At 69.1% G+C, this 21693-nt stretch carries 22 protein-coding genes; 13 read left to right on the top strand and 9 right to left on the bottom strand.

Translation table 11 applies throughout. The features are described from left to right. Nucleotides 1-10 precede the first annotated feature (10 nt). Both AMYNI_RS0112150 and AMYNI_RS0112145 read right to left on the bottom strand, forming a co-directional pair. Entirely contained in the window at nt 11-1135 is a 1125-nt protein-coding gene (locus AMYNI_RS0112150) for an HAF repeat-containing protein (protein WP_020668290.1), read from the bottom strand. Between the two features lie 147 nt (nt 1136-1282). After that, nucleotides 1283-1804: a cupin domain-containing protein gene (locus AMYNI_RS0112145; RefSeq protein WP_020668289.1), complete on the bottom strand. Its 522-nt coding sequence runs from the start codon at nt 1802-1804 to the stop codon at nt 1283-1285. A 120-nt stretch (nt 1805-1924) separates the two neighbouring features. Here AMYNI_RS0112145 and AMYNI_RS0112140 point away from each other — a divergent pair, with 120 nt between their 5' ends. Both AMYNI_RS0112140 and AMYNI_RS0112135 read left to right on the top strand, forming a co-directional pair. Continuing rightward, on the top strand, nt 1925-2329 hold the full coding sequence (locus AMYNI_RS0112140) for a hypothetical protein (protein WP_020668288.1): 405 nt from the start codon (nt 1925-1927) through the stop codon (nt 2327-2329). Nucleotides 2330-2414: 85 nt separating this feature from the next. Then, the gene (locus AMYNI_RS0112135) at nt 2415-2843 is read left to right on the top strand and encodes a hypothetical protein (RefSeq protein WP_157357334.1); all 429 of its coding nucleotides are present in this window, start codon (nt 2415-2417) and stop codon (nt 2841-2843) included. A gap of 105 nt (nt 2844-2948) precedes the next feature. On the opposite strand, the gene AMYNI_RS0112130 is transcribed toward AMYNI_RS0112135, so the two are convergent. Continuing rightward, nucleotides 2949-3821 carry a sigma-70 family RNA polymerase sigma factor gene (locus AMYNI_RS0112130; RefSeq protein ID WP_020668286.1) on the bottom strand — a complete coding sequence of 291 codons (873 nt, stop codon included), beginning with the start codon at nt 3819-3821 and terminating at the stop codon, nt 2949-2951. A gap of 72 nt (nt 3822-3893) precedes the next feature. Between AMYNI_RS0112130 and AMYNI_RS44405 the strand changes: the two genes are divergently transcribed. Continuing rightward, a complete protein-coding gene (locus AMYNI_RS44405) occupies nt 3894-4625 on the top strand; it encodes a nitroreductase (RefSeq protein WP_084628667.1) in 732 nt (243 codons plus the stop codon). 273 nt (nt 4626-4898) lie between these two features. On the opposite strand, the gene AMYNI_RS0112120 is transcribed toward AMYNI_RS44405, so the two are convergent. Further along, the gene (locus AMYNI_RS0112120; protein ID WP_245573917.1) at nt 4899-5447 is read right to left on the bottom strand and encodes a helix-turn-helix domain-containing protein; all 549 of its coding nucleotides are present in this window, start codon (nt 5445-5447) and stop codon (nt 4899-4901) included. Between the two features lie 47 nt (nt 5448-5494). Here AMYNI_RS0112120 and AMYNI_RS0112115 point away from each other — a divergent pair, with 47 nt between their 5' ends. Then, on the top strand, nt 5495-6415 hold the full coding sequence (locus AMYNI_RS0112115; protein WP_020668283.1) for an alpha/beta fold hydrolase: 921 nt from the start codon (nt 5495-5497) through the stop codon (nt 6413-6415). Between the two features lie 13 nt (nt 6416-6428). On the opposite strand, the gene AMYNI_RS0112110 is transcribed toward AMYNI_RS0112115, so the two are convergent. Further along, on the bottom strand, nt 6429-6836 hold the full coding sequence (locus AMYNI_RS0112110) for a hypothetical protein (RefSeq protein ID WP_020668282.1): 408 nt from the start codon (nt 6834-6836) through the stop codon (nt 6429-6431). 1224 nt (nt 6837-8060) lie between these two features. Here AMYNI_RS0112110 and AMYNI_RS0112105 point away from each other — a divergent pair. Beyond that, nucleotides 8061-12164 (top strand): DUF7507 domain-containing protein, encoded by a 4104-nt coding sequence (locus AMYNI_RS0112105; RefSeq protein ID WP_020668281.1) that lies wholly within the window; start codon nt 8061-8063, stop codon nt 12162-12164. A 96-nt stretch (nt 12165-12260) separates the two neighbouring features. Here the strand turns inward: AMYNI_RS0112105 and AMYNI_RS0112100 are convergent, their stop codons facing one another. Next, nucleotides 12261-12611, bottom strand: a complete 351-nt coding sequence (locus AMYNI_RS0112100) for a VOC family protein (protein WP_020668280.1) — start codon at nt 12609-12611, stop codon at nt 12261-12263. 53 nt (nt 12612-12664) lie between these two features. Between AMYNI_RS0112100 and AMYNI_RS0112095 the strand changes: the two genes are divergently transcribed. Continuing rightward, the gene (locus AMYNI_RS0112095) at nt 12665-13180 is read left to right on the top strand and encodes a TetR/AcrR family transcriptional regulator (RefSeq protein ID WP_020668279.1); all 516 of its coding nucleotides are present in this window, start codon (nt 12665-12667) and stop codon (nt 13178-13180) included. Nucleotides 13181-13266: 86 nt separating this feature from the next. On the opposite strand, the gene AMYNI_RS0112090 is transcribed toward AMYNI_RS0112095, so the two are convergent. The 3 genes from AMYNI_RS0112090 to AMYNI_RS0112080 form a co-directional block, all read right to left on the bottom strand. Then, complete coding sequence (locus AMYNI_RS0112090) at nt 13267-13803, bottom strand: GNAT family N-acetyltransferase (protein WP_040405692.1); 537 nt, start codon at nt 13801-13803, stop codon at nt 13267-13269. 67 nt (nt 13804-13870) lie between these two features. Next, nucleotides 13871-14443 (bottom strand): HhH-GPD-type base excision DNA repair protein, encoded by a 573-nt coding sequence (locus AMYNI_RS0112085; RefSeq protein ID WP_020668277.1) that lies wholly within the window; start codon nt 14441-14443, stop codon nt 13871-13873. A gap of 13 nt (nt 14444-14456) precedes the next feature. Continuing rightward, entirely contained in the window at nt 14457-15272 is an 816-nt protein-coding gene (locus AMYNI_RS0112080; protein ID WP_020668276.1) for a helix-turn-helix transcriptional regulator, read from the bottom strand. A 79-nt stretch (nt 15273-15351) separates the two neighbouring features. Between AMYNI_RS0112080 and AMYNI_RS0112075 the strand changes: the two genes are divergently transcribed. The 7 genes from AMYNI_RS0112075 (at nt 15352) to AMYNI_RS0112045 (ending at nt 21692) form a co-directional block, all read left to right on the top strand. Beyond that, nucleotides 15352-15768, top strand: coding sequence for a DUF2000 domain-containing protein (locus AMYNI_RS0112075; RefSeq protein ID WP_020668275.1), 417 nt, complete (start codon nt 15352-15354; stop codon nt 15766-15768). A gap of 172 nt (nt 15769-15940) precedes the next feature. Next, complete coding sequence (locus AMYNI_RS0112070) at nt 15941-17164, top strand: NADP-dependent isocitrate dehydrogenase (protein ID WP_020668274.1); 1224 nt, start codon at nt 15941-15943, stop codon at nt 17162-17164. 152 nt (nt 17165-17316) lie between these two features. Continuing rightward, nucleotides 17317-17946 carry a helix-turn-helix domain-containing protein gene (locus tag AMYNI_RS0112065; RefSeq protein ID WP_020668273.1) on the top strand — a complete coding sequence of 210 codons (630 nt, stop codon included), beginning with the start codon at nt 17317-17319 and terminating at the stop codon, nt 17944-17946. A gap of 62 nt (nt 17947-18008) precedes the next feature. After that, the gene (locus tag AMYNI_RS0112060; protein ID WP_026360348.1) at nt 18009-19190 is read left to right on the top strand and encodes an NAD(P)/FAD-dependent oxidoreductase; all 1182 of its coding nucleotides are present in this window, start codon (nt 18009-18011) and stop codon (nt 19188-19190) included. After that, nucleotides 19187-19444 carry a (2Fe-2S)-binding protein gene (locus AMYNI_RS0112055; protein WP_020668271.1) on the top strand — a complete coding sequence of 86 codons (258 nt, stop codon included), beginning with the start codon at nt 19187-19189 and terminating at the stop codon, nt 19442-19444. Before AMYNI_RS0112060 ends, AMYNI_RS0112055 begins: the two co-directional genes overlap by 4 nt. Next, a complete protein-coding gene (locus AMYNI_RS0112050) occupies nt 19441-20772 on the top strand; it encodes an FAD-dependent oxidoreductase (protein ID WP_020668270.1) in 1332 nt (443 codons plus the stop codon). Before AMYNI_RS0112055 ends, AMYNI_RS0112050 begins: the two co-directional genes overlap by 4 nt. Continuing rightward, the gene (locus AMYNI_RS0112045; protein ID WP_020668269.1) at nt 20769-21692 is read left to right on the top strand and encodes a dihydrodipicolinate synthase family protein; all 924 of its coding nucleotides are present in this window, start codon (nt 20769-20771) and stop codon (nt 21690-21692) included. The genes AMYNI_RS0112050 and AMYNI_RS0112045 overlap by 4 nt, the downstream gene beginning before the upstream one ends. Nucleotide 21693: the final 1 nt, after the last annotated feature.

The following is a 21693-nucleotide window of genomic DNA, read 5'->3' as shown; positions in this document are numbered from 1 at the left end:
ACGGCTGACCTTAGCCCGTTTCGGTCGTCCAGAGCACTTCCCGGTGTTCCGTGCCGTTCGACACGACGCCCGTCACCATGCCCTGGTTGTTGATCGCATACGCGCTGCTGGTGGTGAACCCCGGCGGTACCGGCAGGGGAGTCAGCTTGCCGTCGCGCCAGAGGAACGCGTGCGAGTTGCCCGCGGCGTCCTGGCTGCTCCCGGCGACGTCGCCGTGGTCGTTCACGGCCGCGGCCTCCCCGTGCTTGCCGCCGAACGTGCCGAGGTCGGTCATCCGCCCGCGCGTCCACAGGAAGGGCCGCATCTCCTCCTGGGCGTTCTGGCTCATGCCGACCACCTGGCCGCGCTGGTTGATCGCGTGGCGTTTCTTGCTGACGAAGGCGTAGCGCCCGCCGAGGGTGCCGAGCCTGGTCATTTCGCCGTTTTCCCAGCGGAAGGCGAAGGAGTCGAGATCGCCCGAGCCCGTGGACCGAATGGCGTCGCCGACGACCTGCCCGCGGGCGTTGACCGCGTAGGGAAGCGAATAGGGGATTTCGGCCGGATCGGCCAGATAGCTCAACTTTCCGTCGTGCCAGGCGAAGCCCACCGAAATCGAGCCGGTGACTTCCCCGCCGACGACGTGTCCGCCATCGCCGAGCGAGACGGCGACGGAGGAGGGAGCCTCGCCTGGCGGGCGGACCTCCATCGCCTGCGTCCCGTCCAGCAGCACGTGCCCGCCCCCGGCGTACGAGGCGAGCACCTGGCCCCGTTCGTTGATCTTCCCCGCGTAGGCGTCCACCCCCGGCAGCAATTCGCGCACGGTGCCGTCCTGCCACAGCAGCGCACGGGATGGCCCGTTCTCGGACCTGGCGAAACCGACGATCCGGCCGCGGTCGTTGATCGACTCGGCCCAGCTGCCCGGCGGGCCGGGCAACACGGTCAACCGGCCGTGCTGCCACCGGAACGGCCGCGACCCCTGGCCCGGCACCGGAATCGAGCCGATCACCTGTCCGGCGTCGTTCAGGTCGTGGATGCGCGCTTCGGCGCCCAGCTCCACGACCTCGATCCGGGTCCCGGCCTCCGCCGGCGCCAGGCCGGTACCGATGAGAACGCCCACCGTGGCCACGGCGCCGACGGCCGTCGAAAGAACGCGCATTGCTCGCCCCCTGGTATGCGGCAGAACCTTAGGTCGAGAACTCTGCCCGAAATGCGGCCGGGGAACGAGAACCATTCGGTGGCAGCTCGAATGGTCCATTCGGGAAAATTGTCATCGCGATGACAAAGGCGGGCGGTGAATTCGTATTCAAAGCAGTTCGGTGCGGTACTGCGCGGCCAGCCGCGCGGCCTTCTGCCTGCGCGCGTTCTGCTCCGCTTCGGAAATTTCCGGTGGCGTCGCGGCCGCGCTCTCGACCGGGGCGGCGATCTCCAGGAAGTATTCGTCCTGGCCCGCGGGGGTGCACATGCACAACATCCGCGCGGGCTGATCGGAGACGTTGCGGAAGAAGTGCGGCGCGTTGGCCGGGATGTTCACCGTCTCCCCGGCGTTGACGAGCACGTCCTCGCCGCGGAAGGTGAACCGGAGCTGCCCTTCCAGGATGGTGAACATCTCCTCGAAGTCGTGCCGGTGCGGCGGCGGCCCGCCGCCGGGCGGTACCCGCATGTCGATCAGGCAGTACCGGCCGTCGGTTTGCTTGCCCGACAACAGGATCGTGTAGATGTCACCGGCCAGCGCGAGGTGGCTCAGGTCGTCGTCCACCGCTGGGCGGACGACCGCGAGCTGACGCCGCGGATCGTCCGGCGGGATCTGCGGCTCGGGGTCCGTCATGAATCGCTCCTTCGAGGGCCGAATGGCTTAACCGGAACATTTCGTCCGCTTCGGCGAGGTTAGCTCAGCCCCAGCTTTCCGGGAACGGTCCCGGCGCCGGGCGGTATTCGTGGAGGGGTGATGGACCTGCGCGGGCTCGGCTTGCGGCTGGGAGCGGCGGCGGCCGGTGCCGGTGCGGTGGTCATGGCCGTTCGCGGCGTTGACCTCCCGGCCCGGTTGGCGGCGCTCGTGCTCGCCGTGCTGTTCCTGGGCCCGCTCGTCCTGCTGCTGACCGCCGACGTCCGGGAGCGGCTGGGCCGGGTGCCGCCCGAACCCGACCCGGCGGGACGGCCCACCGTCGCCGAATGGGTGATCGCCGTGATCTTCGACGGCGCCTGCGCTGTCTTCGTCTACGTGGGGATCCTCGAAACGCGGGCGGGCTCCGGCCTGGTGCTGTTCGTCGGCCTGCTGATCGGCGTGCTGGCGCTGTTCCTCACCGGCGGGACCGTGGGGCGCTGGTGGCGGCACCGGGCGAAGCGCCACTAGCCGTTTCCCGGCGACGGGGACCGGTCCCGGGACGGTCGTCGCACGATCTGGATTCGGACCGCGAAGAAGAGCGAAGGCTTGAAGAGTGACGACTTCCTGTTGGAGCTGCCAGGTGCGGCCGGCCGCACCCGGCTACGCGGCACACATCCGGCTGCACAAGCACCTCAGCTACAGCCCGATCCTGTTCGGGGTGAAGAAGGAGTATCTCAAGGCCGTGGTCCGGGTTCCCCTGTGCCGCGCCTGCGGGCGGGCGTGGCCGGCCAACACGGTCGTCTACACGGTGACCGGCTGCTCGGGCTGCCTTGTCGTCGCGATGCTGATCCTCAGCGCGGTCGCGGTCGGACTGAACTTCCTGTGGAAGTACGCGATCGCGGTCGCGGTCGGTGCCGTGCTGATCGCCGGCCTGGCCAAGTGGTACGAGCTCCGCCACCGCCCGAAGGGGACGGGTCTGCGGGATCCGTACACGTATCCGGAGGTCCGCGCGCTGCTCGACCAGGGCTACAAGCTCCAGTGACCCGCTCAGCAGCTCTTCGCGGCTGGTCGCGCCGGTGTTGCGGTAGACCGCCTCGAAGTGATCGTTCGTTCCCTGGCAGGCGTTTTCCTCGATCAGCGGAACCGCTCATCCCTCGAGGACGGCCAGCTCGAGTTTTCGAAGTCGGGCGGGGTCCGCGACGAGTTCGTACCCGGTGATCTTCCCGGCTTCGATCGTGACGGTGAGGACGAGCCGCAGCCGGCCACCCGGCGCGACCACGATCCCCACACCGCCGTCGACCAGCGCCGGCTCGGCGAACCGCGAGTTCCGGCCGAACACGACGATCTCCTCCGCCACCGTCCGCGCGCCGCGGACCTCGGTGGCCCGCCCTTCTCCCATGGCCGCGCGGTCGGCCCGCCGCACGACGTCGGGGGCCAGCACCGTCAGCACGGCGTCGATGTCACCGGCCCGGGACGCGGCGAGGAAGGTCTCGATCACGTGCCGCTGCCGGGCGAGTTCCGCGCCGGAGACCGCCGGCGTGCCCTTCACCTTGTGGCGGGCGCGGCTGGCGAGCTTCTTCGTGGTCACCGCGGAACGATCGACGATGGGCGCGATCTCGTCGAACGGCACGGCGAACATGTCGTGCAGCACGAACGCGACCCGTTCGGCGGGACCGAGCTTGTCCAGCACGACGAGCAGCGCGTGGCCGACCGAGTCGGCCAGCAACGCCTCCTGCTCCGGGTCGCCGGTCGCGGCGGGGACCTGGCTCTGCTCGGGCAGGTCGTGGCCGGCGAGGTCTTCTCGCCGTGACTCGCGGGCACGCAGCATGTTGAGGCAGACGCGCGACACGACCGTCGTCAGCCAGGCGCCGAGGTTCTCCACTTCGTCGGCGTCGACGCGGCCCAGCCGGAGCCAGGTCTCCTGGACGGCGTCCTCCACCTCGCTCGGCGAGCCGAGTATCCGGTAGGCGATCGTGCGCAGCCGGGGCCGATGTGCCTCGAAACGATCCGCAAGTTCCATCGGTCACCTTTCCCCGTCGCCAACTGTCACCACAGTAGAGAAGCCGTATGCGCAGGTAGGAGGTCCTTGTTCGTGGAGGTCTACGAAGCGGTCGCGAGTCGGCGGGCGGTGCGCGGGTTCACCGATGAGCCGGTCCCGAAGGAGGTGCTCGAACGCGTGCTGTCCGCCGCGGCCCGGTCGCCGTCCGGCGCCAACCTTCAGCCGTGGAGCACCTACGTGCTGACCGGCGCGCCACTGGCCGAGCTGAAGAAGCGCGTCGCCGAGCGCGTGGCGGCGGGCGAACCGGGGGATGAGCGGGAGTACCGGATGTACCCGCCCGAACTGAAGCCCGCGTACCGCGCGCGCCGGTTCGCCGCCGCCGAGCAGCGCTATACCGCGCTGGGGATCTCACGCGAGGACACGCAGGCGCGGCAGCGGGCCGTCGCCGCGAACTGGGACTGCTTCGGCGCGCCCGCCCTCCTGCTCGGCTACATCGACCGGACGATGGGGCGGCCGCAGTGGGCCGATCTCGGCATGTACCTGCAGACGATCATGCTGCTGCTGCGCGCCGAGGGATTGCACAGCTGCCCGCAGATGGCGTGGTCGGTGTACCGCGAGACCGTCGCGGAGGTCGTTTCGCCGCCGGACGGGCTCATCCTGTTCTGCGGCATGTCGATCGGGTTCGAGGACACGACCGCGAACCAGGTGCGCATCGACCGTGCCCCGCTCGGCGAAACCGTCACCTTCCTCGACGGCTGGACCCCGATTCGGCGCTCGTCACGCGGCGAGGTTGGATCGGGTGGTGATCGAGTCGATCAAGGATGAACGCATCGTGGCCGCCCGTGCGCCGGCGAGGAACCCGCGGACCTGCTGGCCGCGGGGGTCGCGGTGCACCGGGTCCGGGAGGGACTGCTGCGCAAGGTGATCGGCGGCGCCAAGCCGGTCAGCTGGCTCGCGGTGGGTGCTCGACGCCGCGCGGGGCCGTGCTCGGGGTGCGGGTGCGCCGGTTTGGTGACTCGGTGGCGGCCGTGCGGGGCTTGCAGGACCAGGGTTTCCAGGTGGTGGTGACCAGCGGAATGACGGTGCTTCGCGGGATGGTCATGTCGGCGGCTCGGTGGGGAACAGGACTGGGCTGATGAGGTGGGGCGACCGTCCCGGCGAAGGCTCGTTCCTGGTCCGGGCCTTGATCGCGGCACGTACGTCGGCGACCAGTTCGGCGAGTTCGCCGGGGTCGAGCCAGAGCGTGGTCTGCAGGTAGGAGACCTGGTCCGCGGCCGGATCGCTGCCGTCGCGGTCTAGATAGGCGTTGAACTCGGCGAGCAGGGTGGCCATGGCGACGCCGAACAGGCGGCGGTGCTCGTCCGCGGACATCGACGCGATCCGGTCCGGGTCGATGCGCGTGTTGGCTTCGAGCAGCCGGTAACGACGTTCGAGGACGCTGTGCACGCGCCGTTCGTCCACGATTTCGAGCACCCCGCCGTCGTGCAGGGCGGCCACGTGCCGGTACATGGTCGCCTTCGGCACATCGGGGAACCGCTTGCACAGCTCGCCGGTGGTGAGCGCCCGTCCGCCGGACATGGCGTGCACGATGCGGAGCCGGACCGGGTGCGGGAACAGTTCGACGGTGTCCATACCCGATGGTCTCATGCGTGATACCGTGTCTCAAAGTTGAGAATGAAATGGGAGGGCTCGACATGGGACACGATCTCGACACGACTTGGGAGGCCGTGGCGCCGCGGGGCCGGCGCTACGAGGTGGCGGGGCGTCGCCTGTGGCTGCACCGCGCGGGAACCGGCGGGCCGGCCGTGGTGTTCCTGCCAGGGGCTTCGGCCATCGGCCTTGATCATCTGAACGTGGCCGAGCTGGCCGGCGAGTTCGCCACCAGCGTCGTCTACGACCGGGCCGGAACGGGCTGGAGCGATCCGGTCGAGCTGCCCCGCACCTGCGCCGAAGTGGCCGGCGAACTGCGCGATCTGCTGCGGGTCGCGGAGGTCCCCGGACCGTATGTGCTGGTTCCCCACTCGCTCGGCGGTCTCTACGCGCGCCGGTTCGCCCAGCTCTTCCCGGACGAGGTCGCCGGCATGGTCGGGCTGGAACCCCTCTGCGAGATGTGGGACGACCACATGCCCGAGCAGCAGCACCTCGCGCACAGTGAGATCGACCGGGCTGCGGTCCCGGAAATCCCCGCCGAGCAGCTCGAGTTCGTCCGCGAGCTGTTCGAAACAAAGCTCGCGGACTGGCCTGCGGAGGTCCGCGAACCGCTCATCGACTGGCACTTGGCCAACCGCTCGTTCCGCGTCGGACTGGTGGAGGGCGGCAACCTGCGTGACCTGGTGACCGAAATCCATGCCGCCGGGCGGGTGCCCGACCTGCCGCTGATCACGTTCACCGGCTTCGCGTTCGACCCGGGGATGCAGCAGGTGTTCGGCTACTCCGACGAATTCCTCCAGCGGCTGAACGACGCCAAGCGCACCCTGTTCGACGCACTCGCCGCCTCCGTGACCGACGGCGAGCATCGCGTGCTGGACAACGCTTCGCACAGCTGGCTCCATATCGACGAACCCGAAGCCGTGCTGCAAGGCATTCGCGACTTGCTGGACAAAGTAGGTCCGTAGCAGGCCGCAGGGTTCAACTGATCGGCGGGGTGAAGTCCAGAACCCATTTGCCGTCGTGCCTCCTGACTGCGACTGTGAAGGAGAAGCCGCCGGACTCGGCTTTTCCCGCGATCTCTGCCAGAGTGGGATTATTCAAGTCGGGTTTCAGTAGTACCTGTACCGCAGAAACCCCCCTATCATTCAACTTCTTGATGTATTTTTTCGTGAAGTCCTTGGCGGAACTTGATGGGTAGTCCATGATCTTCATCAACTTGCTGGCGTCCCTGGTGTCGAACGCTTCCATGATCTCGCCTCGCAGCGCCAGGGGTGTCTCGGTGCCAATGTCGGATTCAGCGCCTATGGACACTGTTACGAAAGCGATCCAGCCCACTATGGTTAAAGCCACGGCGCCCACGATGAAACTCTGACGACGAGCTGCCATCTGGATCTCCGTCGATTTTATGCATCGGCTACATGCCAATCGATCGTACTGGGAAGGGAGTAGCGCTCATTCGGACGCTCGCTGGCACTGTAACTCGGCTGCCGGTGTAGTTGCGCCCGGAGTAGATCACGATCCAGTCGGGGCGCTTGTTCCACAGTGATCGAATTCCGGGTGCGTTGCCCACCGAGTATCTGTACGGGTGGAAGCCCCCTCTCAGGTTCGTGCTCGTCCAGCCGCATACGACGTTGCGATATGGAAAGCACTGCCCCGCGCTCGGTGATCCTGTTTCGGTGCCGGCCGCTTGCTGGATTCCCGCAGTCAACGCCAAGATTATGACAAATAAGATGACGGACATTCTTTTCATGAGCATTTGATCACCCATTCGATCGAGCAGTCCGATGGACCCCGGCACGGTGCGCTCCTTTGTCAACGAACCGTGACGGAAGTGCGGTTCGTGCCAGCGTGCGTTTCCGATCCTCATCCGGTACGGGGCCCTGCTGCCAGTGTTGACTGCTGGACAATTCCAGGAAACTTCGACGGTCGGGCACCTGGCGGTGTTTCCTGAAACACTCCACTTGTCAACACTGGTGGCTGCGGGATGCGATGGTCATAGTGGATGTATGTGGTGGACCCCGTGGTTCGCCCGGTGTGATCTACGGCCTCACGCCGATGGGCCGGAGGTTGGCTGCGCAGTTGAAAAGTGAAATCAGGCGGCTGAATTAATAATCGGAAAAGAGTGTTGCGGGAATGTGGGCACCGATCGCTATAGCGTTGTTCATCGCCTGTGCCGGAAATCTGGCCAAGGGGGAAGTCGCAATAGTGGTTTCTTTCGGCTTGGTCTTCATGGCTCTGGTCGGCGCCGTGTCCTACCGAGCTTGCCGTACCGCGAGGCGGAAACGCCCCGGCATCCCGTAGCTTGAAGCTGGTCATGAAACGCGCTTGAAGGCGGAGCGGCGGGTTCGACGAGGTTCCAGGGCGGCCGAGCGGCGTCGCGGCGCGGACCCGGCACGGGCAGGTCTCCCGCGCCGCCTGTCACCCGGGCGTCCGGCGTGACGGGCACCGGCGTGTACGTGAACTTCCACGGTGGCGGGGACCGCGATGGGAGTAACCCGGCCAGGCGACCCCTGCTCGGGTGACATTGTCCCTTGTGGAGCTAACGAACCAGGCCTGAGCAGCGAATTGTGTGAAGATCCGTTCACAACACTTCGCCTGCCGGGAGTCGCCGTGTCCGTTCCGGACAAACTCGTTCGTCTGGTTCTGGTATTCACGCTCGCGTTCGGCGTGCTGGCCGTGGTCCCCGAGGCCGAGGCGGCGGTGGTCAAACCGTTCGCGCTGAACTTCAACAAGACGCTGTACGGCGATTTCGTGTACGCGGGGAACGGGGCGCTGCGTTGCCCGGTCCCGGACGACAGGGCGCCGACGACCGGGTCCGGCAACACGCCCGCTGCCTGCGCGGGCGGGGCGAACCGGGACAACACCACGGTCAACGACAACTACTTCATGCAGTGGTCCGATGTGGATGCCGACCCGGGCACGTTCGACTCCAGCCGCGCGAGGGTCACCGTGCCGCCTGGCGCGAAGGTGGAGTTCGCCCGGTTGAACTGGGCCGGGAACACCGGGATCTACAACACCCGCGCCGGTGTCCCGTCGCCGATCCGGATGTGCCAGTCGCGCAACTTCGACACCGCCGCCGTGCTGCCGGCGGGGTCGCCGGGCACCCAGCCGGTGCGGTTGACCGTCGGCTCCGGTGACGCGCAGGACATCGCGCCCGCCTCCTACGCGGAGGACCCTTCGAACACGCACTCCGGCGGCCAGTATTACTCGGCTTACGCCGATGTCACCTCGGCGTTCTCCGGGGTCGCCACCGGCGCGCCGGTGGAGCTGACCGTCGGGAACGTGTGGGCGCCGAAGGGGTTCGGCTGCATGGGTGGCTGGTCCGTCGCGGTGGTCTACTCCTACCCGGAAGCCAACGCCCAGTACGCGCCGAGCAAGCGTGAGGTGTTCGTCTACGACGGGCACGTCCGGCAGAACAGCACCGACCCGACGACCAATGTGGACATCAGCGGGTTCCGGGCCGCGGCGGCCGACGCCCACGTCGGTGTCACGGCCTACGAGGGCGACTGGGGTATCCCGCGGGATACGTTCCTGATCAACGACCAGCCCGCGTTCGAACCGGCGACCGGCGACGCGAGCAACTTCTTCATCTCCAACGCCGACGGCGCATCGGGCCCGGCCGTGCAGAACAACTACAGCGTGGATGCGAAGTCGTTCACGACCACGTCCATCCCGGCCGGGGCGACCAGTGTGAAGATCGGATTCTCCACAGGCGGGGACGCCTATCTGGCGCAGAACCTGGCGTTCTCGCTGCCGGTGCCGGAACTGCAGATCACCAAGACCGCGGATCCGAAGGTGGTGCATCCCGGGGACCCGGTCACGTTCACCATCACCGTGACCAATCCGAGCGGCGCCCCGGCCAGTGACGTTCAGGTCGAAGATCCGCTCTACCCCGACTGCTCGCGGGTCGTTGGCAACCTGGCTGGCGGAGGGTCGCAGACTTACACCTGCACGGGCGCCGCGCTCGCGGACGACTTCACCAACACCGCGAAGGTGACCGGGAAGGGCGCGCTCGGCGATCCGCTGGAGGGCACCGCGAGCGCGTTCGTGGACGTGATCCATCCGGCGGTCGGTATCACCAAGACCGCGGACAAGCCCGCCTACCGGGCCGGGGACACCGTCACCTTCACGATCGCGGTGACGAACACCGGGGACGTGCCGCTGAGCTCGGTGCGGATCGACGATCCGAAGGCGGCCGGCTGCGCGCGCACGCTGCCGGGGACACTGGTCGCCGGGCAGAAGAGCACGTTCACCTGCACCACGACCGCCCCGGTGGCGGACGATATGAACACCGCCTCGGTCACCGCGGACGATCCGCTCGGTCGCGCGGTCTCGGCGAGCGCGGACGCGCCGGTGCCGCTGATCGCGCCCGCCATCGACGTCGTCAAGACCGCATCGCCGACCACGATCCACGCCGGCGAGCAGGTCACCTGGACCGTCACCGTGCGCAACACCGGCGACAGCCCGCTGGATCCGGTGCAGATCACCGACGACACCACGGCCGCGTGCTCGCGGACCCTGCCCGGCCCGCTCGCCGCGGGCGCTTCGGAGACCTACACCTGCACTGCGAACCCGTCGGCCACCACCACGAACACGGTGACCACGACCGGGACCGACCAGTCCGGTCAGCAGGTCACCGACTCCGCGTCCGCGACGGTCGCCGTGATCAACCCGGCGCTGGCCATCACGAAGGACGCGACTCCGGCCGTCGTGCGGACCGGGGACCAGGTGACCTTCAGCATCACCGTGCGGAACTCCGGTGACGTGCCGTTGGCCGATGTGTCCGTTGTGGACGACCGAACCCCGGAGTGCGCGCGCACTTTCGGAACACTGGCGGCCGGCGCGTCCCAGACCTACACCTGCACCGCGACCGCACCCGCCGACGATTTCACGAACACCGCGACGGCGACCGGTAAGGACCCGATCGGCAAGGAGCTGACGGTCACCGACGACGCCGTGGTGGACGTGATCCATCCGGCGATCACCATCACCAAGGACGCCGCGCCCGCGCAGGTGCGCGAGGGCGACATGGTCACCTTCACCATCACGGTGCAGAACTCCGGTGATGTGCCGTTGGCTGATGTGTCCGTTGTGGATGATCGGACGCCGGGGTGCGCGCGCACTTTCGGCACACTCGCGGTGGATGGCACGCAGACGTACACCTGCACCACAGTCGCCGGGGCGACCGGGTTCACCAACACCGCGACGGCGACCGGCACGGACCCCACGAGCAGGCCGGTGACCGCTACCGACACCGCCGGCTTCACCGTGCAGCATCCGGGCCTCGGCATCACCAAGGTGGTCCAGGGCGGGCCGTTCCGGGCCGAGGACTCGGTGACCTTCGAGATCGTCGTCACCAACACGGGGGACGTGCCGCTGACCGGGATCACGGTCACCGATCCGGTGGCCCCCGAATGCGCGCGCACTTTCGAGGAGCTCGCCGCCGGGGAGGTGCGGCGGTACGAGTGCACGATGACCGCGCCCGAAGACGACGTGGTGAACGTGGCGCGGGTGACCGGCACCCCGCCGACCGGGCCGCCGGTGGCCGGTGAGGACGACGCGCGGGTCGACGTGATCCACCCGGCGGTGCGGATCACCAAGGACGCCGACCCGGCGCAGGTGCGGGCTGGTGAGCGGGTCACGTTCACCATCGCGGTGACCAACACCGGTGACGTGCCGCTCGCCGATGTGTCCGTTGTGGACGATCGGACGCCGGCATGCGGATTCACGCTGGCCACCCTCGCCCCCGGCGCCACGGAGACCAGGACCTGCGCGATCACCGCGACCCAGGACATCACCAACACGGCGACGGTGACCGGCGACGACCCGACCGGGCGCCCGGTCACCGGGGCAGACGACGCGAGCGTCGACGTGATCGGGCCGGGGATCACGGTCGCCAAGACCGGCCCGGCGAAGCCGGTGCTGCCCGGTCAGCAGGTCGCGTTCACCGTCGTGGTGACCAACACCGGTGACGTGCCGCTGACCGGGGTGACCCTGGACGATCCGGCTGCGCCCGGCTGTACGGTGCGGATCGGCGACCTGGCCGTTGGCGCGAGCTCGGCGCCGATCACCTGCGAGGTCACCATGGGCGAGGAGGACATCCCCAACACCGCCACCGCGAAGGGGAACGATCCGACCGGGCGGCCGGTCACGGCCACCGACGACGCACTGGCACTGGTCGCCGAACCCGGGCTGGACGTGACGAAGAAGGCGGATGGCGAGACCGTGGCGCCCGGGGCGGCGGTGACATTTACGCTCACCGCGACCAACACCGGGAACGTGGATCTCACGCCGGTGCAGGTGGCCGATCCGACGCTGCCCGTGTGCGACCGGAGCTTCGACCGGCTGCCGGTGGGCGAGCACCGGACGTGGACGTGCACCACCACCGCGCCGGGCTCCGGCGAACTGGTGAATACCGCGACCGGGACCGGCACCCCGGATACCGAGCAGCCAGGCACCCCGGTGACCGACTCGGCGACCGCGAAGGTGCTTGTCACCCCGCCGGAACCGGGCGGCCCCAACCCGCCACCCGGACAGCCGGGCCCCGACGGCCCCAACCCGCCGCCAGGCCAGCCGGCGCCGGGCCCTGGCCGCCCCAAGCCGGCGCTCGCCAAGACCGGTGCGGACCCGCTGTTCCCGGCCGCGCTGGGGCTCGCCCTGCTCGCCGCGGGCGCGGCCCTCGTGCTGATCTCCCGCCGTCGCTCCCGCGGTTAGCCGGCGAACCGCGGTAATCGCCCTACCGTAGAAACCGCGGTTGAAGGCCGAGCTGCGTTTCGACGAGATGCGCGACCGGAGAAGACCTGTCGTTCGCTATTCGGGTCCGGCGGTGCTCTGGTCGAACAGGTGAACAGGGTTGCCGGTCGGGTCCAGGAAGGTCGCACCCTTGCCGCCCGGCATCTCGATCTCGCCCTGCCAGTCGAGCTCCGGGTGCGACTGACGGAAGGCGTCCACGCTGTCGACGGCGTAGAAACCACCGGCTCCCCATCGCGGCCCGGTGTCCGGTGGCACGTCGAGCATCAGCTCGACCTCCGAACCCGGGACCTTGAACGAGACGGTCGACTCGCCCTCTCGCCAGGACTCGTCGAATCCGAGCGTGTCGCGGTAGAAGGCGACCGACTCCTTGATGTCCTTCACCGGCTGATACAGGAACGTCAGTTTCATGTGGACGACCGTAAACCGGTTACGTCCGACCGTCAACCAGTTATGCTTGGGCCATGCGTGAATGGATCCCGGTCCCGGGTTCGGCCAAGGCCAGGCTCATCGAGGCGGCCATCCATCAGTTCGAGCTCACCGGCTACGAAGCCGTCAACGTCGTCGACCTGGCCAGCAAAGCCAGCGTCACCACTGGCGCGCTGTACCACCACTTCGGCTCGAAGCTCGGCCTGTACCTGATCGTCCGCGAGGACATGGAGAAGCGGATCGTCGAACGAATGGAAGGCGCCGCCGCGGCGGCGGGAGATCGAGGGCACCCCGCCGTGCGCGCCGCACTCCTGGTGGCCTTCGACGCCGCCGTCCGGTTCACCGTGTGCCGGATCCTCGGCGAGCAGCCACCGGTAGCGCGCGACGACCCGGTCGCCACCGCACTGCGACCGCTGCTGACCAAGCACAAGGCGCCCGCCGCCGACATGCTGGCCGCGTCCTGGCGAGCCGCGCTCTTGACCGTCGCCACCGGCACTCCCTCCGCGACGGTCCGGGCGTCCCTGGGGTACGTCCTCGACCCCCGCAGGTAAGCGCCTGCCGATGGACGAGCGTTACGCGGTGGCCCCAGATCACGTCGCCGTCCAATCTCGCGCCGCAAGGCCAAACATCGGGCGTGTCAGAGTCGCCTCGTGGTGAACAGGGTGGTCCCGTAGACCGGGTCCACTTCCTTCCGCTCGGTCTCGGTGAACCCGACCTTGGCCAGCACACGGCGAGAAGCGGTGTTCCACTCCCAGACCGTGGCCCACAGACGTTCGTACCCGGAGGATCTCGCCCAGTCCAGAACCGCCAACGAGGCCTCGGTCGCGTATCCCTGACGCCAGACTCGGCGTAGCAGCTCGAACGCCAGTTCCGGTTCCCCGTTCGATCCTCGTTCGCTGTCGATCAGGCCGCAGTAGCCGATGACGTCACCAGCGGCCTTCCGCTCGACCGCCAGCAACCCGGTCGACGATGGCTGGTTGGTGCGGATCCAGTCCTCGAGCTCCGCGACCGTGGGGTGTCCGTCCGCGTCGATTCGGCGGTGCGGCGGCACTCGTGGATCCCGTTCGGTCCACAGCTCACGATGGACGACAGCCTCGGCTACCCGCCAAGGTCTGAGCAGCAGGCGACCCGTTTCCAGTGCAACCTCGTGGCCCGGCGTCACTCCAGCTGCCATGACAGCAACTCTCTCACGATGTGCTGGCCACACGTCGCGCTGTTGTCATATCAATGGTTGCGGTTTGCTACTTTGCGGCGGCGGCTTTGGCGGCTTTTTTGAAGGCGCGGACTTCGGCGAGGGTTTCGGGGCTGGTGACGTCGGCGATGGAGCGGTGGGAGCCTTCTTCGCCGTAGGCTCCGGCGGCTTCGCGCCAGCCTTCGGGTTCGACGCCGCGTTGTTTGCCGAGCAGCGCGAGGAAGATCCGGGCCTTCTGGTCGCCGAAGCCGGGTAGCGCTTTGAGCCGCTTGAGGACTTCCTTGCCGTCGGGTTTGCCCGCTTTCCAGATCTTGTCGGTCTTGCCGTCGTAGTTTTCGACGATGTGCTGGGCGAGGGCGTGCACGCGGCGGGCCATCGAGCCGCCGTACCGGTGGATCGCCGGCGGTGTCACGCAGAGTTCGACGAACTCGTCGAGATCGGATTCGGCGATCTTGCGGACATCGAACCCGTCCATCCGGCCGGCGATCTTCTTCGGCCCGATGAACGCGACCTCCATCGCGATCTGCTGGTCCAGCATCATGCCGGTGAGCAGGGCGAACGGGTCCTTGGTCAGCAGCTTGTCGGCGTCCGGGTCGCCGGTCAGGTGCAATGCGCGTGCCATGGCAGACAGGATCTCACGAGCCAGGCCCGGTCGCGAGAATCGCGCCCGCGCCGGTGTAGCGGGCCGGGCTGGTGCCGAGGTGGCGTTTGAAGTGCCGGGTCAGGTGCGACTGGTCGTAGAAGCCCGCGGCGGTGGCCACGTCCGCGGGCCGCTGCCCGGCCAGCAGCAGCCGCCGCGCCAAATCGACGCGGCGGCCGGTCAGATAAAGGTGCGGCGGCAGGCCGAACGCCCTGGTGAACGTGCGCACCAGATGGGTCGGGTGTGCGTGCAACTCCTCGGCCGCCTGCCGCAGGGTGACACCGTCCGCGACGTGCGCGTCCAGCAGGTTGCGCAGCCGGTCGGCGAGGTGGTGGGCGAGGTGGCGGGCGGGCTCGGGCTGGTCGCCCGGCCGCCGGTCCAGGTGGCGGCGCAGGCGTTCGGCGACAAGGGCGAGGCGGCTCTCGACCTCCAAGGTGTCGCCCGGCTGGGCGAGTGTCCGGTGCAGCTGGTGGATCCGATGGCGCAGCGGCGGGTCGGCCAGGTTCGGGTGGTCCACGGCCGCGCCGGTCAGACCAGTGCCGAGCACCGAGGTGTCCAGGTAGAGCACGCGTTTGCGGAAACCCGCCGCGGTGGCCGACCGGCCGTCGTGCGGCACGTGCGGTGGCAGCACGGTCACCGACGGTGTGCCTGCGCCGTGCTGGTGCAGCTCCAGGTCGAACCGGACCGCACCGTCGTCGACGATCAGCACGGTCCAGGAGTCGTGCGTGTGCAGCGGGTAAGCGTGGTCGACGAAATGCGCGTGGAAGACCTCGGATATGCCCGGCACGGCCGGTTTCCAGGCCCGGATCATGTCAAGAACATACAAGACCGCGGTACCGGAGAAGGCGCATCGTCAGACGGTCCCACCCCGTCCGACGAGGAGTTTCACCGTGACCGTCCGGTTCGACACGAAGATCGCCGTCCTGCTGCGGGACGACCTGGCGACCTGGCAACGGCTCAACGTCACCGCTTTCCTGAGCAGTGCGATCGCCGGGGCCGACCCCGCCCTGATCGGCGAGCCCTATGTGGACGCCGACGACACCGAGTACCTGGCGATGTTCCGTCAGCCGGTGCTGGTGTTCGCCGGGGACGGCGCGCTGCTGACGAAAGCGCACGGCCGTGCGCTTTCGCGCGGGCTGCGGATCGCGGTGTTCACCGAGGACCTGTTCAGCACCGGCAATGACGAGGACAACCGGGCCGCGGTGCGCGGTGTGCCAACGGAAAAGCTCAACCTGGTCGGCCTCGCGCTGCACGGCCCGAAGAACGCCGTCGACAAGGTCCTCAAAGGAGCCGACCTGCATCGATGAAGGCGCCGCCCCCGTGACTTGGCCCACGATCGGCTCCTGCGAGACTTGACGGCGACCACTACCTGCCCCACATGCGCGGTTTTAGCAGTACGCTTGTACCGCTTGCACACAACGCCGACAAGAATCAGTGCGGACAGACACGCGAAGATCCGCGAGAGGAGCACCGCTGCTCATGGCCAAGATCAAGGTCCAGGGCACCGTCGTCGAGCTCGACGGCGATGAGATGACCCGCATCATCTGGCAGTTCATCAAGGACAAGCTGGTCCACCCTTACCTGGACCTGAATCTCGAGTACTACGACCTGGGCATCGAGGAGCGCGACCGCACCGACGACCAGGTCACCATCGACTCCGCGAACGCCATCAAGAAGCACGGCGTCGGCGTCAAGTGCGCCACCATCACGCCGGACGAGGCGCGGGTGGAGGAGTTCGGCCTGAAGAAGATGTGGCGGAGCCCGAACGGCACCATCCGCAACATCCTCGGCGGCGTCATCTTCCGCGAGCCGATCGTCATCCAGAACATCCCGCGACTGGTGCCCGGCTGGACCAAGCCGATCATCATCGGCCGGCACGCGCACGGCGACCAGTACAAGGCCACCGACTTCAAGGTGCCCGGCCCCGGCACGCTGACCATCAGCTACACCCCGGAGGACGGCTCCGAACCGATGGAGTTCGAGGTCGCCAAGTTCCCCGAGGGCGGCGGCGTCGCGGTCGGCATGTACAACTACCGCCGGTCCATTGAGGACTTCGCGCGCACCTCGTTGCGTTACGGCCTCGACCGCGGCATGCCGGTCTACATGTCCACCAAGAACACCATCCTCAAGGCCTACGACGGCATGTTCAAGGACGTGTTCGAGGAGATCTACCAGACCGAGTTCAAGGCCGACTTCGACGCCAAGGGCCTGACCTACGAGCACCGACTGATCGACGACATGGTCGCCGCGTCGCTGAAGTGGGAGGGCGGCTACGTCTGGGCCTGCAAGAACTACGACGGTGACGTGCAGTCGGACACGGTCGCGCAGGGCTTCGGCTCGCTCGGCCTGATGACCTCGGTGCTGCGCACGCCGGACGGCCGGACCGTCGAGGCCGAGGCCGCGCACGGCACGGTGACCCGGCACTACCGCCAGCACCAGCAGGGCAAGCCGACCTCGACCAACCCGATCGCGTCGATCTTCGCCTGGACGCGCGGGCTGGAGCACCGCGGCACGCTGGACTCCACGCCCGAGGTCGTCGACTTCGCGCACAAGCTGGAGCAGGTCGTCATCGAGACCGTGGAGAGCGGCAAGATGACCAAGGACCTGGCGGCACTGGTCGGCAAGGACCAGCCGTTCCAGACCACTGAGGACTTCCTCGCCACCCTGGACGAGAACCTGGCCAAGAAGGTCTCCCTGGGCTGATTTCCGTCCGGGGCGCACTCGGTGCGGAACCTGCACCGAGCACGCCTTTCGACGCGACTGTCCGTGAAGGGGCCCTTGCCTACTTTGAAGGTAGGCAAGGGCCCCTTCACGGCGTTCGGGGGGAGGAAGGGCGGGGGTAGCCTCAGGGGCGAATGAGGGAGGTCTGGGTGGTCCGGGAACAGGCCGGCCGGGTGCTGGCGGCGAACCTGCGGGTGTTGCGCGACCAGGCCGGGCTGTCGTTGTCCGAGCTCGCGCGGCGGTCCGACATCGCGAAGGGCACGCTGTCCCAGCTGGAGTCCGGCACTGGCAATCCGACCATCGAGACGGTGTTCAGTTTGTCGAACGCGTTGGGGGTGCCCGTCTCGACGCTGCTCACCGAGCGCGCCGATCCGGACGTGGTGCTGGTGCGCTCCAGCGGACTCGAAGTGCTCAGCAGCAACGCGGTTGACCTGCGGATGCTGCGCCGGATGGACGTCACCGAGACCGTCTTCGAGCTGTACGACCAGCGGGTCCGCCCCGGCGAGGTGCAGCACTCCGCCGGCCATCCCGGCCGCGAGCACGTGGTGGTGACCTCCGGTGTGCTCAGGGTCGGCCCGCCGGAGTCGCCGTTCGAGCTGGGGCCCGGCGACTACGTCTGCTTCCCGGCGCAAGATCCGCACATCTACGAGACGGTCGGCGGGCCGGTGGTTTCGGTGCTGCTGCTGGAATATCCGGCCGACGCGGGGCCGCCGACGCTGGGCGGGTCCTGCGCCGCGGTGAAGCCGGAGTCGGCGCGGGGTTGACCCGGGTCACATCGCCGACTTAGTCTCCACTCGTTCATTTCAATGAACGGCGGTGAGGGCTGATGGCACAACCGGACGTAGTGGTGGCCGGTGCCGGCGTGATCGGCGCGGCCTGCGCCGAGGCGCTCAGCGCGGCCGGGTTGCGGGTGGTCGTGCTCGACCGCGGTGCGCCGGCGAGCGGGACGACCGCGGCGGGCGAGGGCAACGTGCTGGTCTCCGACAAGGTGCCCGGCCCCGAACTCGAACTGGCGAAGGCGTCCCGCGCGCTGTGGCCGGAACTGCTCGCCGGGCTGCGAGTGGAGCTCGGTGACGAGCTGGCCGGTGTGGAGTGGGACCCGAAGGGCGGGCTGGTGGTCGCCACCGCCGAAGCCGCCGCCGGCCCGCTCCGGGAGTTCGCGGCGGCCCAGCGCCAGTCCGGAGTGGACGCCGTCGAACTGAGCCCCGTCGAGGCGCGTGCGCTGGAACCGTTGCTCACCAAGGGCATCACCGCCGCCGTGCACTACCCGGAGGACGCCCAGCTCCAGCCGGTGCTCGCGGCGACCACCCTGCTGGCCGCGGTCCGCGCGCGGGGCGGCGAAGTCCGTTCCGGGCACACCGTGCTCGGCGTGACCACGAACGCCGGAGGCGCGGTCAGTGGAGTTCGCACGAGCCAGGGCGTCGTCTCCTGTGCCGCGGTGGTCAACGCCTGCGGTCCCTGGGCGGGGGAGTTCGCCGCCGCGGCCGGCGCGCCGATCAACGTGCTGCCGAGGCGCGGACTGGTGCTCGTCACCGCGCCGCTGCCGGAATCGGTGCGGCACAAGGTTTACGACGCCGACTACGTGGGCGCGACGGTCAGCGGCGACGCGGACCTGCAGACCTCGACGGTGGTGGAGTCGACCAGGGCGGGCACCGTGCTGATCGGCTCCAGCCGCGAACGCGTCGGCTTCGACGAGACGGTCCGGGTGGACGTGCTGGCCGAGCTGGCAGGCAAGGCGATCGGCCTTTTCCCGTTCCTGGCCGATGTGCCGGTGATGCGCGCGTACGGCGGCTTCCGGCCCTACGCGCCGGACCACCTGCCGGTGATCGGCGAAGACCCGCGGCTGCCGGGGCTGTGGCACGCGACCGGGCACGAGGGTGCCGGGATCGGTCTCGCCGCCGCTACTGGACGCCTGCTCGCGGATCTTCACCAGGGTCGAAAGTCCTTTGTGGATGCTGAACCGTTCCGGGTGGACCGCCCGGCCGTGACCGGGGAGGTGCCGGCGTGAACGTCGAGGTGGACGGCGAACCGGTGGCCGCGGTCCCCGGCCAGACGGTGGCCGGGCTGCTGCTGGGCATGGGGCGGAGTTCGTGGCGCAGCACCCGCGGTGGTGGCAGGCCGCGCGGGGTGTTCTGCGGGATCGGCGTCTGCTTCGACTGCCTGGTCGTGGTGAACGGCGTGCCGGACGTGCGTGCCTGCCAGCGGCTGCTTGAAGACGGCGACCGGATCCGCGTGCAGCGCGGTGCGGAGCTGCCGTCATGAGCCGGGTCGTGGTGGTGGGCGGCGGCCCGGCCGGGATGTCCGCCGCGCGAGCCGCCGCCGAGGCCGGGGCGGACGTGCTGCTGATCGATTCCGCGGCCAGGCTCGGCGGCCAGTACCACCGGCAGAACTCCCTCGACGGCAACGAGAAGTTCCGGCTTCCGGGGCGGGTCGAGCACCTGGCGAACACGGTGGCCTTGGCGCTGGAACCGGCCGGCGACGGGCATCGGCTGCACCTGCGTACCGGGCGAGCGGACGGTCCCGGGCGCGCTGGGCGGACGGTGCACACGCCGGCACTGGTGCTGGCCACCGGCGCTTACGACCGCGTGCTGCCCTTCCCCGGCTGGGATCTGCCAGGGGTCTACACCGCGGGGGCCGCGCAGGCGCTGGCGAAAGGCCAGCGCGTCGCGGTCGGCCGGCGGGTGCTGCTGGCCGGTACCGGGCCGTTCCTGCTGCCGGTCGCGGAGTCGCTGATCGGGGTGGGCGCGCGGGTGCTCGGGGTGCTGGAGGCGAACAACCCGATCACCGGCTGGCTCACCGAACCGGCCGGGCTGGCCGCCGGCGGCGCCAAGGCGGCCGAGCTGGCCGGGTATCTCGGTCTATTGGCCCGCCACCGGGTGCCGTACCGACCGCGCACCACGGTGATCGCCGCGCATGGCGGCGACCAGGTCGAGTCGGTGACCACCGCCAGGCTGGACCGCGACTGGCGGGTGCTGCCCGGTACGGAGCGGCGGGTCGAGGTGGACGCGGTGTGCGCCGGTTTCGGCTTCACCCCGCAGCTGGAGCTCGCGGTAGCCGCGAACTGCGCGTTGCGCGGCGGGTTCGTCGAGGTGAACCTGGCGCAGGCCACCTCGGCGCCCGGGGTGTTCGCGGCCGGTGAGCTGACCGGGATCGGCGGCGCGGAGCTGTCCGCGTACGAGGGCGCGGTCGCCGGTGCCGCGGCCGCCAGACTTGTTGGTGCGAAAGGAAAAGTGCCGCATCGGGCGTTGCGCGGGGTCCGCCGGGCGCGCCGGTTCGCGGCCGCGCTGGACCGGGCGTACCCGATCCGGCCCGGCTGGCAGGACTGGCTCACCGGCGACACCCTGGTCTGCCGGTGTGAAGAGGTCGGCTATCGCGCGTTGTGCGACGCGGTCGAACAGCGGGACGCGCTGGGCGTCCGTTCGCTGAAGCTGGTCAGCCGCGCCGGTCTCGGCCAGTGCCAGGGCCGGATCTGCGGGCGCAATGTGGCCGAGCTGACCGGGATGACGGATGATGCCGCCTTTTCCCGGCGCCCGATCGCGGCGCCGGTGCGGCTCGGGGAACTCGCCGGAACACCTAAGGAGATTCAATGACGCAGGAGAAGCTGGACGGAGTCATCGTGGCCACCGCGCTGCCCTACGCCGAGGACGCGGGCGCGCCGGCCGGGCTGCGGGTGGACCTCGACCGCTACGCCGAGCACTGCCGCTGGCTGATCGGCAACGGCTGCCGCGGGATCGGCCCCAACGGCTCGCTCGGCGAGTACTCGTCGCTCACCGCCGACGAACGGCGCGCGGTGGCCCGCACCGCGATCGAGGCGGTCGGCGACGACGGGATCGTGGTGGTCGGGGTGCACGGGGTGGGCGCGCACCAGGCCCGCGAGTGGGCGGAGAAGGCGGCCGAGGACGGGGCGCACGGCGTGCTCTGCCTGCCGCCGACCATGTACCGCGCGAACACCGCCGAGGTGATCCACCACTACGAGCAGGTGGCGAGCGTCGGGCTGCCGGTGATGATCTACAACAACCCGATCGACACCAAGGTGGACATGCTGCCGCCGGTGGTCGCCGAGATCGCGCAGCTGGACAACGTGGTCGCGGTCAAGGAGTTCTCCGGGGACGTCCGGCGGGTGCTCGAGATCCGCGAGCTGGCGCCGGAGCTGACCGTGGTGGCCGGCGCGGACGACGTCGCGCTGGAGGCGCTGCTGATGGGCGCCACCGGCTGGTTCGCCGGTTTCCCGAACGTATTCCCCGCCGAGTCCGCACACCTGTTCTCCCTTGCGCAGGAAGGAAAACTGGCCGAGGCGCTGGCGCTGTACGAACCGCTGGTGGCGGCGTTCCGCTGGGACTCGCGGACCGAGTTCGTGCAGGCGATCAAGCGCGGGATGGAGCTGGTCGGCCGGTTCGGCGGCCCCTGCCGTCCGCCGCGTGGGCCGTTGTCCGGGGACAAGCTGGACCGGCTGGACGCCGACATGCGGCGCGCGGTGGACTACCTGGCCGCGCACCCGGTGGCGGCCTGAC

Origin of the sequence: Amycolatopsis nigrescens CSC17Ta-90 (assembly GCF_000384315.1) — a bacterium.
Classification (GTDB): Bacteria; Actinomycetota; Actinomycetes; order Mycobacteriales; family Pseudonocardiaceae; genus Amycolatopsis; species Amycolatopsis nigrescens.
This window is presented reverse-complemented; position numbering and strand designations above follow the sequence as displayed.

Coding starts and splice junctions, on each gene's coding strand:
- AMYNI_RS0112150 (WP_020668290.1), bottom strand. CDS start 1,135: ATGCGCGTTCTTTCGACGGCCGTCGGCGCCGTGGCCACGGTGGGCGTT.
- AMYNI_RS0112145 (WP_020668289.1), bottom strand. CDS start 1,804: ATGACGGACCCCGAGCCGCAGATCCCGCCGGACGATCCGCGGCGTCAG.
- AMYNI_RS0112140 (WP_020668288.1), top strand. CDS start 1,925: ATGGACCTGCGCGGGCTCGGCTTGCGGCTGGGAGCGGCGGCGGCCGGT.
- AMYNI_RS0112130 (WP_020668286.1), bottom strand. CDS start 3,821: ATGGAACTTGCGGATCGTTTCGAGGCACATCGGCCCCGGCTGCGCACG.
- AMYNI_RS0112120 (WP_245573917.1), bottom strand. CDS start 5,447: ATGAGACCATCGGGTATGGACACCGTCGAACTGTTCCCGCACCCGGTC.
- AMYNI_RS0112115 (WP_020668283.1), top strand. CDS start 5,495: ATGGGACACGATCTCGACACGACTTGGGAGGCCGTGGCGCCGCGGGGC.
- AMYNI_RS0112110 (WP_020668282.1), bottom strand. CDS start 6,836: ATGGCAGCTCGTCGTCAGAGTTTCATCGTGGGCGCCGTGGCTTTAACC.
- AMYNI_RS0112100 (WP_020668280.1), bottom strand. CDS start 12,611: ATGAAACTGACGTTCCTGTATCAGCCGGTGAAGGACATCAAGGAGTCG.
- AMYNI_RS0112095 (WP_020668279.1), top strand. CDS start 12,665: ATGCGTGAATGGATCCCGGTCCCGGGTTCGGCCAAGGCCAGGCTCATC.
- AMYNI_RS0112090 (WP_040405692.1), bottom strand. CDS start 13,803: ATGGCAGCTGGAGTGACGCCGGGCCACGAGGTTGCACTGGAAACGGGT.
- AMYNI_RS0112085 (WP_020668277.1), bottom strand. CDS start 14,443: ATGGCACGCGCATTGCACCTGACCGGCGACCCGGACGCCGACAAGCTG.
- AMYNI_RS0112080 (WP_020668276.1), bottom strand. CDS start 15,272: ATGATCCGGGCCTGGAAACCGGCCGTGCCGGGCATATCCGAGGTCTTC.
- AMYNI_RS0112070 (WP_020668274.1), top strand. CDS start 15,941: ATGGCCAAGATCAAGGTCCAGGGCACCGTCGTCGAGCTCGACGGCGAT.
- AMYNI_RS0112065 (WP_020668273.1), top strand. CDS start 17,317: ATGAGGGAGGTCTGGGTGGTCCGGGAACAGGCCGGCCGGGTGCTGGCG.
- AMYNI_RS0112060 (WP_026360348.1), top strand. CDS start 18,009: ATGGCACAACCGGACGTAGTGGTGGCCGGTGCCGGCGTGATCGGCGCG.
- AMYNI_RS0112050 (WP_020668270.1), top strand. CDS start 19,441: ATGAGCCGGGTCGTGGTGGTGGGCGGCGGCCCGGCCGGGATGTCCGCC.
- AMYNI_RS0112045 (WP_020668269.1), top strand. CDS start 20,769: ATGACGCAGGAGAAGCTGGACGGAGTCATCGTGGCCACCGCGCTGCCC.